The organism is Samsonia erythrinae (assembly GCF_004342665.1).
GTDB classification, from domain to species: domain Bacteria; phylum Pseudomonadota; class Gammaproteobacteria; order Enterobacterales; family Enterobacteriaceae; genus Samsonia; species Samsonia erythrinae.
On sequence record NZ_SMBY01000001.1, the window covers coordinates 665,330 to 681,282 of the forward strand.

General features: G+C 44.9%; 13 protein-coding genes, 1 tRNA gene and 1 pseudogene. 12 read left to right on the top strand and 3 right to left on the bottom strand.

The genetic code is table 11. The features are described 5' to 3' along the window. Positions 1-168 precede the first annotated feature (168 nt). Positions 169-345 (top strand): hypothetical protein, encoded by a 177-nt coding sequence (locus EDC54_RS17850; protein WP_165904255.1) that lies wholly within the window; start codon positions 169-171, stop codon positions 343-345. Here the strand turns inward: EDC54_RS17850 and EDC54_RS02960 are convergent. Beyond that, positions 316-1,053, bottom strand: a complete 738-nt coding sequence (locus EDC54_RS02960; RefSeq protein ID WP_132453043.1) for a helix-turn-helix transcriptional regulator — start codon at positions 1,051-1,053, stop codon at positions 316-318. The genes EDC54_RS17850 and EDC54_RS02960 overlap by 30 nt on opposite strands. Positions 1,054-1,952: 899 nt before the next feature. Here EDC54_RS02960 and EDC54_RS02965 point away from each other — a divergent pair. The 11 genes from EDC54_RS02965 (at position 1,953) to uidA (ending at position 14,835) form a co-directional block, all read left to right on the top strand. Continuing rightward, positions 1,953-2,924, top strand: a complete 972-nt coding sequence (locus tag EDC54_RS02965; RefSeq protein ID WP_132453044.1) for a chemotaxis protein — start codon at positions 1,953-1,955, stop codon at positions 2,922-2,924. 274 nt (positions 2,925-3,198) lie between these two features. Beyond that, positions 3,199-3,600 carry a CesT family type III secretion system chaperone gene (locus EDC54_RS02970; protein WP_132453046.1) on the top strand — a complete coding sequence of 134 codons (402 nt, stop codon included), beginning with the start codon at positions 3,199-3,201 and terminating at the stop codon, positions 3,598-3,600. Beyond that, positions 3,600-4,223 carry an AvrPphF family type III effector gene (locus EDC54_RS02975; protein WP_132453048.1) on the top strand — a complete coding sequence of 208 codons (624 nt, stop codon included), beginning with the start codon at positions 3,600-3,602 and terminating at the stop codon, positions 4,221-4,223. Before EDC54_RS02970 ends, EDC54_RS02975 begins: the two co-directional genes overlap by 1 nt. Before the next feature lie 229 nt (positions 4,224-4,452). Beyond that, positions 4,453-4,965: a colibactin self-protection protein ClbS gene (clbS, locus tag EDC54_RS02980; protein WP_132453050.1), complete on the top strand. Its 513-nt coding sequence runs from the start codon at positions 4,453-4,455 to the stop codon at positions 4,963-4,965. A gap of 1,080 nt (positions 4,966-6,045) precedes the next feature. Next, positions 6,046-7,929 (top strand): BglG family transcription antiterminator, encoded by a 1,884-nt coding sequence (locus EDC54_RS02985; RefSeq protein WP_132453052.1) that lies wholly within the window; start codon positions 6,046-6,048, stop codon positions 7,927-7,929. Between the two features lie 118 nt (positions 7,930-8,047). Continuing rightward, on the top strand, positions 8,048-8,371 hold the full coding sequence (locus tag EDC54_RS02990; protein ID WP_132453054.1) for a PTS lactose/cellobiose transporter subunit IIA: 324 nt from the start codon (positions 8,048-8,050) through the stop codon (positions 8,369-8,371). Between the two features lie 15 nt (positions 8,372-8,386). Next, the gene (locus EDC54_RS02995) at positions 8,387-8,692 is read left to right on the top strand and encodes a PTS sugar transporter subunit IIB (protein ID WP_132453055.1); all 306 of its coding nucleotides are present in this window, start codon (positions 8,387-8,389) and stop codon (positions 8,690-8,692) included. A 50-nt stretch (positions 8,693-8,742) separates the two neighbouring features. Beyond that, positions 8,743-10,023, top strand: coding sequence for a PTS sugar transporter subunit IIC (locus tag EDC54_RS03000; protein WP_132453057.1), 1,281 nt, complete (start codon positions 8,743-8,745; stop codon positions 10,021-10,023). Positions 10,024-10,076: 53 nt separating this feature from the next. Continuing rightward, positions 10,077-11,486 carry a glycoside hydrolase family 1 protein gene (locus EDC54_RS03005; RefSeq protein WP_132453059.1) on the top strand — a complete coding sequence of 470 codons (1,410 nt, stop codon included), beginning with the start codon at positions 10,077-10,079 and terminating at the stop codon, positions 11,484-11,486. A 257-nt stretch (positions 11,487-11,743) separates the two neighbouring features. Next, a complete protein-coding gene (gene uidC / locus EDC54_RS03010; RefSeq protein WP_132453061.1) occupies positions 11,744-13,018 on the top strand; it encodes a glucuronide uptake porin UidC in 1,275 nt (424 codons plus the stop codon). 38 nt (positions 13,019-13,056) lie between these two features. Next, a complete protein-coding gene (gene uidA / locus EDC54_RS03015) occupies positions 13,057-14,835 on the top strand; it encodes a beta-glucuronidase (protein ID WP_132453063.1) in 1,779 nt (592 codons plus the stop codon). An 81-nt stretch (positions 14,836-14,916) separates the two neighbouring features. On the opposite strand, the pseudogene EDC54_RS03020 reads toward uidA, so the two are convergent. Both EDC54_RS03020 and EDC54_RS03025 read right to left on the bottom strand, forming a co-directional pair. Then, positions 14,917-15,700, bottom strand: a pseudogene (locus EDC54_RS03020) (tyrosine-type recombinase/integrase); the annotation flags it as partial. Positions 15,701-15,799: 99 nt separating this feature from the next. After that, positions 15,800-15,875: transfer RNA gene (locus EDC54_RS03025), tRNA-Asn, on the bottom strand. Positions 15,876-15,953: the final 78 nt, after the last annotated feature.

A 15,953-nucleotide genomic window follows, 5' to 3' on the forward strand; every position in this document is an offset into this window, starting at 1 on the left:
GTTTTGTCGACATGTTGTGTCTCCACCAGAATTGGGCGCTCAGGATTGAACGCCGTGAGCAGGTAACAGATCACGCTGCGGACGGTATCGGCAATAGGCAGCGCTCGCTTTCGGGCGTCGCCTGCGGCGTACACGTCGATTAGCGCACCATACAAAAATGACAGGCCGATGACGATAGCAATGGATGGAGAAATGAATGGCGGTGAGATGCCATTGGAAAAAAATCGTTCGGTACTCTTCAATAAGCGTTTATTTGTCGGCGACGGCGAATATCAGCCAGAAATACCCGTGCAAGGTCATAGAGGCTCAATGCGATTATTGTGGCTCTGGCTTGATGAGCTGTAATTCTACCCCGAGTCTTATGGCGTGTTTGGCGTTCAGAACGCCCAGCTTTTTAACCACATTGCCGATATGAAATTTCACCGTGCTGATTTTGATGCCCAGAATCAGCGCAATTTCCGGGTAGGTTTTTCCCATGCTGGCCCAATAGAGAATTTCGTTTTCTCGCTGAGAAAAAATCTCTTTGTCGCTTTGTTTCTTGCTCTGCGGACTTTGCGTTATCTCTTTGTAAAGCGAAGTGATTTTCTCATGAATGGTAATGAGTAACATTTGTAAGCGGTCTTTATTTTCCTCCACCACGGCCTCGACATCCGTGGTGGCATCCTCTTCAAACATAATGGATAACGCGGCCAGATTGTTATTGTTGTCGTGCAGGACGAATGTATACCCATTAACGATATCGTACTCTTTTGATAAGTTAAAAATTTTAGAAAACCGGAGCTTGGAATTAATCACAAGATTGTCTTCCCAGGAGAAGGGTGATACTTTGTTTATTGCGGTCAAAATAACCGGATCAATATGCTGGTAGTTATTTTCTTTATAGGTATTTACCCACTCCTGTGGATAATTCGAGATGATCAAAACCTGAGATGGATTCTTCTTATTCATGATCATGTAGGCATATTTCAGGTCGCCATACTGTTTCAATTTTCGGCTGAGATAGCTTTTTATCGTGTTATTGATAATTTCATTATCAGAACAAAATACGGACATGTAACAACCTCAATAAAAAGCGCAGATGTACCCATCATATAGATGGATTTATAAAAGTATAGTGCTGACCTATACCTAAGTATAACTACAGTTACCCCATGATATCACTTATAATTTTTTTATGAACAGGGCGATTTATAAAAAACTTTCAGAAAATAATTTTAATACGTTGTTACAAAATAATTTGCCAGCACCGGGGAATGACCACACCATCGCGCCTGTTCTGTTAACCGCCCATAGAGGGGCATAATACCATCCCCTCCATGGGCGGTATATCGCCGTTTAAGATTGTTAACTCACTGATTATACTCTGTTATCTCCTGTCTTTTTTGCATTCCACCCTCGCGCATCGTCTGTCATTTGCTGTGTCCTGATGTTCGACAGGGCGTGGTTAACGCAGGCTGCTATTATCGTATCAACCTGAATGTTAAACGGTTGCCGGAAAGGCCGCTTTATCCGGAATGATCTCCATTTTCGGATATGTCTGTATGCTGGGCGCGATGTTTTTTCTCTGACAACATTTCTACTACAAATAAGCGTAAGGTGTTGGCAAACGCTGCCGATATTAATAGTTCAAGGAACGTTATCTATTACCTGGTATTCGAGTTGTAGAAAAGCCAGCGCACATGCAGCTTGAAGCATGACGAGGTATATGACCTCAAGGGATGTGGACCCATTGTTGTACTGAGAGGGATACGATCCGTTTACGGGGCCGATGATCTTCGTCGTTAGATGATAGCGATGACACGCTTAGCGGGTAATTTACTTTTTACGCTGGATAAGATTGCAAAAGACAACTATCACGTACAGTGGAGCGGCCGGATGTTGGTTGAAATTTGTTCACATCTCGAATGTTGCCTGGTTACGGTATGCCTATAATGACTCGCACTGAGGAAAGCATGGATAATTTTCAGAAAGAAATTGATGAGAGAACCAATCTCACCTCCGCCAATAAATTTGAACTCTTATTATTTCGACTGGGTAAATCACCTGAAGGTGGCAAATCTGAGTTGTTTGGCATCAACGTATTTAAACTGCGTGAAATTGTCCCGATGCCGACGCTGACCAAAGCGGCCGGTATGACATCGCCAATGCTAGGTATGGTTAATATTCGTGGGCAGATTATCCCCGTTATCGATCTTCCCGCCGTGGTGGGCAGCGTGCCGGAAACCGGGTTGAATATTCTCCTCATCACCGAATATGCGCGTAGCACACAGGCGTTCGCCGTGGAATCGGTCGATGACATTGTTCGTCTGGAATGGAGCCAGGTTTTGACTTCTGAAGCCGGCGTCAGTAATTCCTATATCACAAGTATCGCGCGTCTTGATGCGGATAAAGACAGCAACCATCTGGCGCTGGTACTGGATGTTGAACAGATTCTGTTCGATATCATTCCCGGCGAGCGTGAAACCACGCTTAAAAACGTGGGAGAAAAAACGTTCCCTTACACGCCGGGTGCGATAGCGATTGTTGCGGAAGATTCTAAAGTTGCCCGTTCGCTGCTCGAACAGGGGCTGAACCAGATGGGCATTCCGTTCAGTATGCACATCACCGGGCTGGAAGCGTGGAATAAGATAAGACAAATTGCGCAAGAAGCACAGTCGGAAGGGCGTCCCATTTCGGATAAGATCTCACTGGTTCTGACCGATTTGGAAATGCCGGAAATGGACGGTTTTACGCTGACAAGAAATATCAAACGCGAAGAGTTCCTGAAGAACATTCCCGTGGTCATTCACTCTTCGTTGTCCGGTAGTGCCAATGAAGATCATGTACGCAATGTGGGCGCGGATGCTTACGTCGCGAAATTTGAGATTAATGAACTGTCGGCGGCCATTCAGGGCGTCTTGAACAAAGCCCAAAGCCGCCGTTAATCATCAGGTTGGTCGTCTGCCGACCTTCGGTCTCCGTTTACCTTGTATGGGAAAAAACGGAGGCCGGCTTCTATCATCTCTCACTCACCTTACATGTCAAACCCGCCAGCACAGGATAATCGCACGTCAAAAATCGGCGTGAGATTAAATTATCTGAGTGGCACTCGCGCCTGTTTGCTCCCGGGCAGTTAAATTTTTCTAAACGAGGAACTCTTTTCCCGCACTTTCCACAGAGTATTGGCGTAGTCAATGACTCATATAAGGCAGGGTACTTATGCGGAACGATATTATAAAAAATTTACTGGATTATTACCGGGTCGACCAATCGACGTTAACTCATGGACGCGGTGAAATGTATGCAATGAAAATAAATGAAGGGGATGAGGTTGTACTGTTTCAGGATAACGATAACTGGTTGCATTTGATGGTCGAGCTTGGAGTTTCAACGCTGGCGCCTGAAAATTTGTATAAGGATATCGCCTATTTTAACGACATAAACGTTAAACAGCCTTTGTTGGTATTGGGCGTAAATAAAAATGACGAACAGGTGATTCTGCATAGCCGCTTTCCCGCGCAACAGTTGGATAAAGTCCGACTGGTTGAACACTTCGAACGCTTTGTCGATAAATCAAGATTATTAAAAGCACATTTTAGCTGTCAGAGCAGGAGTCAATAATGGGTAATCTCTGTGTCTCCGGCACCAGCAGGTATGATTCTTCATCCAATGCTTCTTCCCCTGCGGCTTCGCCGGTTCGGGTTAATGCCAGAACCCAGTCGGGTGCCGAATTAACGTCGGTACGACAATTGAGTTCACCTGAAAGGGAACGGTTTTTGGACCTGCATGACCCCATGCGTTCGATTCCTGGTCTGGACAGTGATGCGTTGGTATATCGCACCACGCCGAGAAAATATGTTAAAGACGGTATGATTGCAGGCAACCCGAACTCTGTGGCTCGCATAAATCTGCACGAAGAATTGCGTCCAAACCATATGGCCCGTCGTGCAATGGGCGTACAGCCAGGCACGGCATATGCGTATAGTCCTAAAGAACTACGGGCCTCCGACCTCGGTACGCCATCGCTGAACGTCATGTATGGCAGTAGCGCGCTGACTGCGGCGCGCAGCTATGCCCAGTCGTCCCGGAATGTGGCGGTCGAAATGCGACTGGGTGATTTTCTTGAACGCGGCGGACAGGTTTATAAGGATGTTTCCGCTATTGCCGATGATGGTGAAACCGCCAACGCGTTAATCGTCACGCTGCCCAAAGGGAAGAAAGTGCCAGCGCGTATTATTGAATAGCAGGTACAGTCAGGCACGTTGAACGTCATTGCCTGGTGTTCTGAATATCATACTCCGCCAAACGGGCATGGCTTCGAGCGGTTTTTGGTGGAGTCTGGTTATTTGATGAGGATGAATTCCCCGCGTAGGAAAAATTTACCACGCAAGAGACGCGAAGCATTATATTTTCCGGCGCCGATCATTTTTTGTGGATAATCACCCTGGACGCATTAATAGCAAGGAGAATGAAATGGCGGTGCCAGAATCAAAAGATGAACTCATTAAAGCGATCAATAGTCACTTTGCGTTATTGCAGAAAAAGCTGGGGGCAGTCCTGCCTGAGCAGTCCTTTGAACCGACAATGGAAGGGCATGCAAAAGGGAGCGTGATGAGCGTGGCCCAATTGGTGTCTTATCTTATTGGGTGGGGAGAATTGGTCTTGCACTGGCACGAACAAGAAGCGAAAGGGGAAACGATAAACTTTCCTGAAGAGGGCTATAAATGGAATGAATTGGGGCGCCTGGCGCAGAAGTTTTATCGCGACTATGAAGACATAAAGGATTATGAAATCTTATTGTTGCGATTAAAGGAAAACAAACAGCAGCTTTTGACGCTGATTGAGCGCTTTAGTAACGAGGAACTTTACGGTAGTCCTTGGTATGGCAAATGGACGCGGGGGCGAATGATTCAATTTAATACCTCCTCGCCTTATAAAAATGCTTCAGGGCGATTAAATAAATTGAAAAAACAGGCTCCGATATGAAAATCTGGGCCTTCTGTGCTGCGGTCATGACGTCGACTCAGGACATGCTGTAAGGACCGGTAAAAAGGGTGAACAAGACCAGCTATTTTATCTCAACCTTATTTCTTTCCGGAGTAGGGGGGATGGTCTGAAGTAGCAGGCGCGGTAGAAACAACGACTGCGGCATTAATATGTACTGATATTTTGAAAGGCTATAATCGCGCGTTTATATCGATGGCACTATACCCCTTTGTAGACGCCTTCCAAAATGGCCATACAATATGGAGCGAATGGGCGGGGCGACCCGTATAAAATCCCGGTTCGGTTTTTACCATGAAAACTCACACGCCAGAAAATGCCGTTTTCAGGCGGGTATGAGCATTGCCTGTGGGAGTCACGGATGGACGTCAGACCCCACGCCACTGATAACGCCCATGAAACGGTTGCCCGAATCATGCAGGCATGCCCCCACAAAAACCGGCACGTGGGCGCAGAGCCTGAAATATTTTCTCTCCTTAATCCGCGAAAATATTTCTGTCCGCTACTTCATTTTTACGGCCCAGCATGTTTTCGCTCCTTAATCCGTGAAAAATGGGCGGACCATAAAACCTGAAAACCTCCACACCCTGCGCCTAATTCACCCGGATTATATTTTTAATGTGCTGAATAATAAGAATTTTACCAATGTAATTTCAATATTAAACTGAAAAATGACTGTTGAGGTAAACATCTTTGTTATTATGATAACCTTCATCAATCAACTCCGGATACACCCAAATCGCATTAGCATAAAATAATGTTTCGGAATCCGTATTATGACCGGACAGAAAGCTATGTTTTCCTTTCTGTGATGTTAGGGAGTGTCATTCTGAAGAATTACAGTAATCTCATGGTATTAATTTTCAACAATTGATGCCACATAAGCCTGGCGCGATAATATCACATTTTAAATGTGTGATGTAGTTCAAAAAAAACATTAAAAATCACAAGTAATTACCAGATCGGACAAGCCGTAGTTTGGGTGGAGTTTCTTTTCATAAAATCATAAGATCATAGAATCGAGTGTTGTGTAAATGGCTGGCGATTATAAAGAGAGGGATAATGAATAACAAATTAGAAATCCTTTTAAACGAGTTAATTGACGAGAAATACCATACAGCACATGAATTGGCGAGTAGAATAAATGTGAGTGAAAAAACCATTCGTCTGAGGATAAAAGAGTTAAATGAGGTTTTGAGCCCCCATGGGGGGACTGTTAGTTCGAAATCTAATATGGGATATAAATTAACTATTACATGTCAGGATAAATTTCATGCTTTTTTTGACTATCCTCAGAAAGAAAAAAGGCCAACAACATCAACAGAAAGAGTTCCTCATATTCTGGCAGTTTTATTATACGAACGAGATTATATCAAAATAGACGATTTATGCGAACAGTTTTATGTTTCTCGTAACACCATGAGTACCGACCTAAAAAAAGTAGAATATATTCTCAATATACACCATTTGACACTGGAAAGACGTCCTAACTATGGTCTTATTATCAAAGGAAGTGAGTTTGATAAACGGAGATGTATTGCAAATGGTTTGATTAAGCACAATGGCTTCATTAATGCTGATGGAAAATTAACAATACTGGCTAATATTATATTGGATATTGTTCATAAATATAATTTACATATATCAGAAGTATCCCTGGAAGATATTACCTCTCATTTTTATATTTCTATCAGTCGGGCAAACATGGATTTTCCTGTTGTTATAGATAATAATAAAATAGTTAAACAAGTTAAAGATGAAGTAAGGCAAGCAACAAAAGATATTGTGCTGAGAATTCAGGATACCATGCACAGCTATTTTAGTGAATCAGAAGTTGCCTACCTGATACTTCATATGGGAGCGAAACTGTCTTCCAGTGCCTATAAAAACCAGGAATCAAATCTCGTCATTTCACGAAATATTGATGAGTTATCATCGCGCATGCTGGAAATGATTCAAAAAAGTTTCAATATTGATTTCCGTAACAACCTGGAACTACGTATGTCGTTAAATCAGCATATGGTACCGCTGGATATTCGCATGCAGTATGGTATTCCATTAAGTAATCCGCTTCTGCACGAGATCAAGAAGGAATATGCCTTTGCCTATACGATGGCAGCTACAGCCTGTATTGTCCTGAGTGAGCACTATTATACCAGTATACCTGAAGACGAAATAGGATATTTCGCCATTTTATTTGAGTTAGCTCTGGAAAAGAAAGACAAAAAGGTCGATAAAAAGAATATCGTTATGGTCTGTGCATCAGGAAAAGGAACTACACAACTTTTTATGTATAAATACACCAGAGCTTTCGGTAAATATATTAATAATATATATGAGTGTACTGCTTATGAGCTGGAGTATTTTGATTTGGTAGGAAAGAAAATTGACTATATATTCACAACTGTCCCTATCAGTTTAAATGTTCCAGTTCCGGTATTTGAAGTGAATTTATTTCTGGAGGACAAAGATATCGTAGCATACAGGGAAATATTCGAAACCAGTAATAATGCTTTTCTGTCTGAATTTTATTATAGTCAGCTATTTCTGACAGATATTAAGGCAACAACTAAAGAAGAAACAATTAGAATTCTTTGCCAGCATACCGACAAACATTTTCATCTCCCTGCCGAGTTCTACAATGCTGTAATGAAAAGGGAGGCTATGGGGCAAACAGATTTTGGAAATCTGGTTGCAATCCCGCATCCATTCCAGGTAATGACAAAACAAAATTTTGTCACTGTGGGGATCCTGGAGAAGCCGATATGGTGGGGACACAAAGAAGTACAGGTCGTTTTTCTTATTTCCATATCTTCCGATGAGCATGTGGATGCTGAACAGTTTTATCAACTGACTACCAGACTACTTTTTGACGCAAAGAGTATTCAGTATCTTATTGATAATCCAAAATTTGATGTGCTTCTATCATTGCTGGGTGGGGCATGATGTATGTGCTATCGACTTTCAATGTATACCAGATTAAAGATGGTAAATATTCCGTTGGAGATGGGATAGTAAGTTCATTAAGATATAATAAAGTGACTATAAAAAAGAGGAAGCACAAGTGACCGATGTAAGCTTGGAAGATATTATCACAGAGTTGGTTGTTAATGGCGGAAATGCGAAAAGTAAGGCAATCCAAGCAATCAGGTCAGCAAAGACAGGGGCCTTTGAAGTTGCTGAGCAGAAAATAAGGGAAGCTAACGAATCACTACAAAAAGCGCATCAATTCCAGACTGAATTAATTCAGGCAGAAGCCAGAGAAGAAAAAGGAACCACCGTTTCACTTATTATGGTTCACGGTCAAGATCATTTAATGAATGCAATGACTACTCGGGATCTCGCCATTGAATTGATAGAAGTATATAAGCTTATCCATCATAAATGATAAGAGGAAAATTCTATGATCCGTATCACACTAGTATGCGCCGCAGGTATGTCAACGTCGATGTTGATGGCAAAGATGCAGCAGAGTGCAAAAAACAAAAATATTGATGTTCATATTATTGCGATGCCAGAAACAAAGTTTGAAACTTATAAAGAGCCGACGGATATATTATTAATTGGGCCACAAATTTCTTATATGGAGGATGATTTAAAAGAAAAATATGAACCTAAAGGTATTAAGGTAAAAGTGATCGATATGGTCGATTACGGCTCCATGAATGGCGAAAAGGTACTGACCGATGCCCTGACCTTGTTAAATTGATTTTAATCAAACAGAATTAATTTATAGCCATTTTTTGGTGAGGAATATGTATGCCCAAAATAGACATAAAAAATATAACCAGTAAGATCCATCCAGTGGTGAATAAAATTCAAACCAGTAAGTTGGTGAATGGTATTACTGGTGGGATGATGGGGGCGATGCCGATTACGATTCTTGGTGCATTTGCCGCATTGCTCCTGAATTTACCTGTACCGATCTATAAGGAATTTATTGCTGATGTTGGAATAGCCGCTGCTCTGAAAATTATCATCATGTTCACCACAAATTTCCTGGCCGTAATTTTTGCCATTGCAATTGCCGGAAATTATGCCAGGCAGCATGAAGAGGATGGACTTTTCTGTGGCATCCTCACATTAATCTGTTTCTTCATTGTGACGCCTGTTTCCATTTCCGGGAATGGAGCCGTCTCCGTTCCAATGCAGTGGATGGGAGGAACGGGGATCTTTACCGGCATTGTCGTTAGTCTGGTATCCACCCGGGTATATGTCTATATCAAGCAGAAGGGTTTTACGATCCGAATGCCAGACAGCGTTCCTCCGGTAGTGTCCAGTAGTTTCAGCAGCCTGGTCCCTGGTTTCGCTTCAATTATCCTTTTCGCAATTGTCGCTATAATATTTGCCGCAACACCATATCAGAATATGCATGAATTCGTATATTCTTTCCTTCAGACACCGCTTGAAGGACTTGGTGGCAATATCATAACAATACTTATTGTATGGACCTTTGCGCAGATTCTATGGTTTATGGGGATCCACGGCACTATGGTTGTCTGGTCCGTTTTTCTGCCGATTATAACTTCTATGGATGCGGTACAGTTGTCTGCCTATGCAGCTGGCGAACCTCTACCAAATATTACCGGGCGTGCGTTTATTAGTACGTATACCATGTCAGCCAGCGCAATTGGCTTTACGCTGCTTATGTTGTTCACTGCGAAAAGCCAGCAGTATAAGGCATTGGGTAAATTGACGACACTTCCTGCACTCTTCGGTATTTCTGAGCCTTTGGTCTTTGGCACTCCTCTTGTATTTAATTTCAGATTTATTATTCCTTTCGTATTTATGAATGCGCTTTCTTTGGGAATCGCTTACGTCGTGACCTATGTTGGCATTGTACCCAGAGTAGCCGGGATAACACCGATAACAGGTATGCCAATCATCCTTAACGGAATTATGGAGGGCAGCTGGAAAATCGCGGCATTACAGGTTGCTCTGGTCGGCGTTCAGATGCTGGTCTGGTACCCGTTCTTCCGAAAGGCCGACAGAGAATCTTATGCGCTGGAGCAACACGACAAAGTGCAAAGAACTGAATAAAACTAACAGCATGATTTTAGATATATTTTATAAGATGAGGCAGGAGATTAAATATGAGATATCGTTTTCCTGAAAATTTTTTATGGGGTGGTGCGGTTGCCGCCAATCAAGTGGAAGGCGCTAATGACGTTGACGGCAAAGGGCTGTCGACTTCGGATCTTACACCGCAGGGAGTGTTTGGCCCCATTGTCGAACGTACTCCGGGTGATACTAATGTCAAAGATGTCGCTATCGATTTCTATCACCGCTATCCCCAGGACATCGCGCTATTTGCTGAAATGGGGTTCACAGTGCTGCGTACTTCTATTGCCTGGACGCGTATTTTTCCTGATGGTGATGAGGAAGCGCCGAACGAAAACGGGCTTGCATTCTATGATCGGCTGTTTGAAGAGATGACGAAATACAATATTCAGCCATTGGTGACATTATCACACTACGAAATGCCCTATGGGCTGGTTAAAAAGTATGGCGGCTGGGGAAACCGATACACTATTGATTGCTTTGAACGCTACGCCCGTACAGTGTTCCAGCGGTTTCGCCACAAGGTGAAATACTGGCTGACGTTCAATGAAATCAATATGTCGCTGCACGAACCGTTCACGGGTGTGGGCCTGCAACGCGATAGCTCGCGGCAACAGATATATCAGGCCATTCATCATCAGTTAGTTGCCAGCGCCAAAGCAGTGAAGGCCTGCCATGACATTATCCCCGATGCAAAAATCGGCAACATGCTGCTGGGAGGCATTCTCTATCCGCTGACCTGCAAGCCGTCCGACGTAATGAAGTGTCTGGAGCAGAACCGTGAATGGCAGTTCTTCGGCGACGTGCAGGCGCGCGGCGCGTACCCGGCCTACATGCCGCGCTTCTTTAAAGAACGCGACATAACGCTGGAGATCACCGACGAAGACCGTCAGGCATTGAAGGAAACCGTCGACTTTGTCTCATTCAGCTACTACATGAGCGGCTGCGCCAGCGCCGATGAAACGGAGATGGAAAAAGCGCGCGGCAACATTCTGGACATCATCCCCAACCCGCATCTCAAAAGCTCCGAGTGGGGCTGGCAGATCGACCCGGAAGGCTTGCGCTACCTGCTTAACGTGCTGTACGACCGTTACCAGAAGCCGTTGTTCATCGTGGAAAACGGGCTGGGGGCAAAGGACAAACTGGAAGCAGACGGCAGCATCAATGACGACTATCGCATCAAGTACCTGAACGACCATCTGGTACAGGTGGCGGAAGCGCTGGATGACGGGGTCGAAGTTCTTGGCTACACCAGTTGGGGGCCGATCGATCTGGTCAGCGCGTCTAAAGCAGAAATGTCGAAGCGCTACGGATTTATCTATGTCGACCGTGACGACACGGGCAATGGCACGCTGGAACGTCGGCGTAAGAAAAGTTTCTACTGGTACGCCAGTGTTATTAAAAGTCATGGAGAACAACTTCAGCCAGCAGTGAAAAAATGAAAATCAGTTTGACTGGTATATAGTTGCCTGTTCTCACCGCGGATTTATATTTGAAACTTTATGTGGTTAATAGTTTCTCCGGATATCCTTTCTGCTTTGAAGCGGATAGAGATTTTATATTGGTTTTATTAGCAAATGTACGAAACAAGGAGGACTGGTTTTTAAATGTTAAAAATGATTGGCGTGTATTTGATGATTTTTAATAGGTGAATCATTCGTAATATAAAACCTCTGCCTACACCGATGAGAAAATTAAAATGACAAAAAACAAACTCAAAATATTAGTGGTTTTTTTATTATCGTTTAATGCAATGGTATCTCATTCAGCAGAAATTAATGATGATGAAGATGCTGCAAGAATCCGATTGAAAAATGATTTTCGTCGGGCGGATCGTCCCAGCGCAGGCTCCTCAGCAAGGGAGATTTACGGCTGGGTGCAGGGCACCATGCTTGATGTAAATACTCATTACTATTCAGATTTCATCGGCGTTCAGGCAGGTGCTTATTACGTTTACAAACTGGGGGCGAAATCACGTTGGAGCACACGCGGATATCTGGCCGATCATGACAGCTTCGGTCTGGCTTCCGGAGCGATTAAGCTCAGGCCTGCGGACAATATCCATATCAAAATAGGCCGGTTTGGAACCGATAATGGTTACGGTAGTCTTCCATATCGAATTCCGCTGATTGCCTCGGGTTCGACCAGAACAATGCCTGCTCTCTCCGAAGGGGTTATTGGCCGTTACGAACCCAATGAAAATATTGACTTATGGGCCATGTACAGAACTCGCGTATTTCTCTGGCCAGATGCTGCTGTGGGGGTCCGCAATGAAGGGATATATAACCCCAGCACCGGCTATTATGACACGCGCAAGGCACGTTCATTCCTGGCCGGAAGCTGGCATGATGACAGTAGTCGCTATTCGTTCGGTATGTCATGGCAGGATGACGTTTCCTCTCAATACCAGACGATTCTGGAGAAGAAATTCGCCTTGAAGAAGAAAGATAGTATTAAAGTAGAAGCACTTGCTTATCATGCAGAGCTGAATGGTATTTCTCGCTCCAATAGTGATCATAATAATACTCAGGTTTATTCTGGGCAGATAACATATATCATGCCGAAAATCAGTTTATTCAGCAGTGTAGGTCTGGTCACACATGCTATGAACAATATAGGTTCAAACGTCGATACGGATATTGGTTGGCCTAACTCTCTGAGTATCGATAGAAATAAAGAAAATATGTTTTCATTCCAGATTGGTGTCCAATATTATTTCAAACCTAATTTTAGCGTCATGCTTGCACCTCTTATTACTCATGGGTATGAAGACACCAATCGGACGATTGAAATAAATGGGCGAGGATTACTTGCTGCAATTTTTTACAATGTAACTGATGGTCCTCTGGAGGGACTGAAATTGTCAGTTGGTACTGATGTGGCGAAGGAAAAACGGAATGGAAGTAGCCTGGGAAATAACCTGGATTATTGGGATGTAAAGGCCGGGATACAATATGATTTTATGTTGAAATAGTGTAATGAGTTTAAATAGTCGATAGGGGGAGTTCGCTAATGTTAAAACCAATTGAAACAGATTCCCGGGAATGTAAAACGCTTGATGGTCTGTGGGAATTTAAAATTGACGCTAATAAGCGTGGATTTACTGAGGAATGGTGGAAAAACGCGCTGGAAGGAGCCAGAAAAATCGCTGTTCCAGCCAGCTACAACGACCAGTTAGCTGACGAAGCCGTACGCAACCATGTGGGCGACGTGTGGTATCAGACTCAGGTACGCATTCCTAAGGGCTGGGAGGGGCAGCGTATCGTGCTGCGCTTCGATGCGGTGACGCACCGTGGTACTGTGTGGGTGGATGATACTGAGGTTATGAGCCATCAGGGGGGATATACACCATTTGAGGCCGATATCAGCGCATATGTTGTCGCTAAAAGCACTGTACGGGTGACGGTTTGCGTCAATAATGAACTTTCGTGGCAGACTATACCACCTGGAGTGGTGGTGGAACAGAATGGCACGAGCAAGCAATTTTATTTCCACGATTTCTTTAACTATGCCGGGATTCATCGCCATGTCTGGCTGTATAGTACGCCCCATAAATTTATCCGTGATATCACCATTAGTACCAGTTTTCTGGATAATCTGAGCACGGGCTATGTGCGATACCAGATTGACGCGCCGGGTAACATAGACTGCCTGTTGTTGGATCGCAAGGGGAATGTGGTGGCGCGTAGCTCAGGGGCGGAGGGCTTGCTGGAGATCGATCATCCGACACTGTGGCAGCCTGGCAACGCCTATTTGTACCTGCTCAGGGTCACTGCGGGACAGGACTGCTATGAACTACGTGTTGGTATCCGGACTGTTAAAGTAGAAAACGACTGCTTCCTTATCAACAATCAGCCTTTTTATTTTACGGGTTTTGGACGCCACGAGGATGCAGATCTGCGTGGCAAAGGATTCGACAATGTGCTGCTGGTGTATGATCAGGCGCTGATGAGCTGGATCGGAGCAAATTCCTATCGTACTTCTCATTACCCCTATGCAGAAGAGATGCTGGACTGGGCGGATGAGCATGGTGTGGTGGTCATTGACGAAACTCCGGCTGTTGGGTTCAACGTGTCTCTGCCGATGCTTCGTAATTTCACCCGACCGGATCAATTATTTTGTCCGGATGCCATCAACGATGAAACACAGCGGGCGCACCTTGATGCCATTAAAGAGCTAATCGCTCGTGACAAGAATCATCCGTCGGTAGTGATGTGGAGCATCGCAAACGAACCGGACGCGCGTGAAGTAGCGAGTCGGGACTATTTCCGGCCGCTGGCGGAAGCCACCCGACAGTTGGATCCATCCCGTCCCATCTGTTGCGTCAACATCACCAAATCCTCGTTACAGGAAGATCAGATCAGCGATCTCTTTGATGTTCTGTGTTTGAACCGCTATTACGGTTGGTATGAAAACCCGGCAGATCTTGTCGCGGCGGAAAAAACGTTGGAAGCGAACTTGACTGCCTGGCACGACAAACATCGTAAACCCATTATCATTACTGAATACGGTACTGACACCCTTGCAGGTCTGCACTCTGTATATCAGGATATGTGGTCAGAAGAGTACCAGTGCGCCTTCCTGGACATGTATCATGCGGTTTTCGACAGGTTGCCTTTCGTGGTAGGAGAACAGGTGTGGAACTTCGCTGATTTTGCTACTTCGCAAGGTATCGTACGAGTCGGTGGCAATAAAAAAGGTATCTTTACCAGGGACAGAAAACCCAAATCTTCCGCCTTTCTGCTGAAAAAACGCTGGACGGCGATGATTTACGGGCGTAAGCCTGCGTAATAACGGGCTCTACTCTATTGTAAAAAGCCGTATCAGCACAGACTGATACGGCGTTGAGGTTCTGAATGGGTAATTGACAGGTCAGGCGACGATGTATCGCTTTGCTCTGCCCTGAATATAGAGTGGTACATAAGACTCACGGGGCACGTATCCAGATAATCCAACCACCACTGCATCATTGCCTTACGGGCTTCCAGATGCTCAGCCTTATGAATGTAAGCCAGACGCACGGTGTTGCGCTCCTGATGACTCATCTGGCGCTCCACCGCATCCTGCGACCATAAACCAGACTCCATCAGGGCACTGTATGCCATTGCCCGGAAGCCATGGCCGCAGACATCTGTTTTGGTGTCATAACCCATCAGACGCAGCGCTTTGTTGACCGTGTTTTCACACATCGGTTTATACGGGTTATGGTTGCCGGGGAATACCAGTTCCAGATGGCCGGAAATCGCTTGAATCTGCTTCAGGATATCGATGGCTTGTCGGGAGAGCGGGACAATATGCGGCGTGCGCATTTTCGCTCCGCGTCCTGAATAGCGTGCGCCGGCAATGGCTTCGCGGGTGGCGGGAATAGTCCAGATTTTGTTTCTGAAATCAATCTCGCGCCAGCGGGCGAAACGCAATTCGCTGGAACGGATAAATAGGTGCAGGGTGAGCAGTACCGCAGTCGGGTCAGTTCCCGGCCTTGCTGATAGCTTTCAATTCGTTCCAGCAACTCAGGCAGACGCTCCAGCGGCAGAGCCGGATAATGGCGTCTAATCGGCGGAGCCGTTACGCCAACTAAATTCAGCGCCGGGTTGTTTTCCCCCCATCCTTGCTGAACCGCGTAACGCATAATATTACACAGGTGCTGTCGGATACGGAGGAAAAAATAAGCACGCATCAGGACGAGTTTTCACATTATGTCCCTGGCTCCGAAAGCAAAAAAGCAGATGTCTGAAGACATCTGCTTTTCTAAATTTGGCTCCTCTGACTGGACTCGAACCAGTGACATACGGATTAACAGTCCGCCGTTCTACCGACTGAACTACAGAGGAATCGTGTGAACGGGGCGCATGATATCCGGCACCTGAGGTACTGTCAACGGCAAAATCAGCTTTATCGTCTGACTGTTT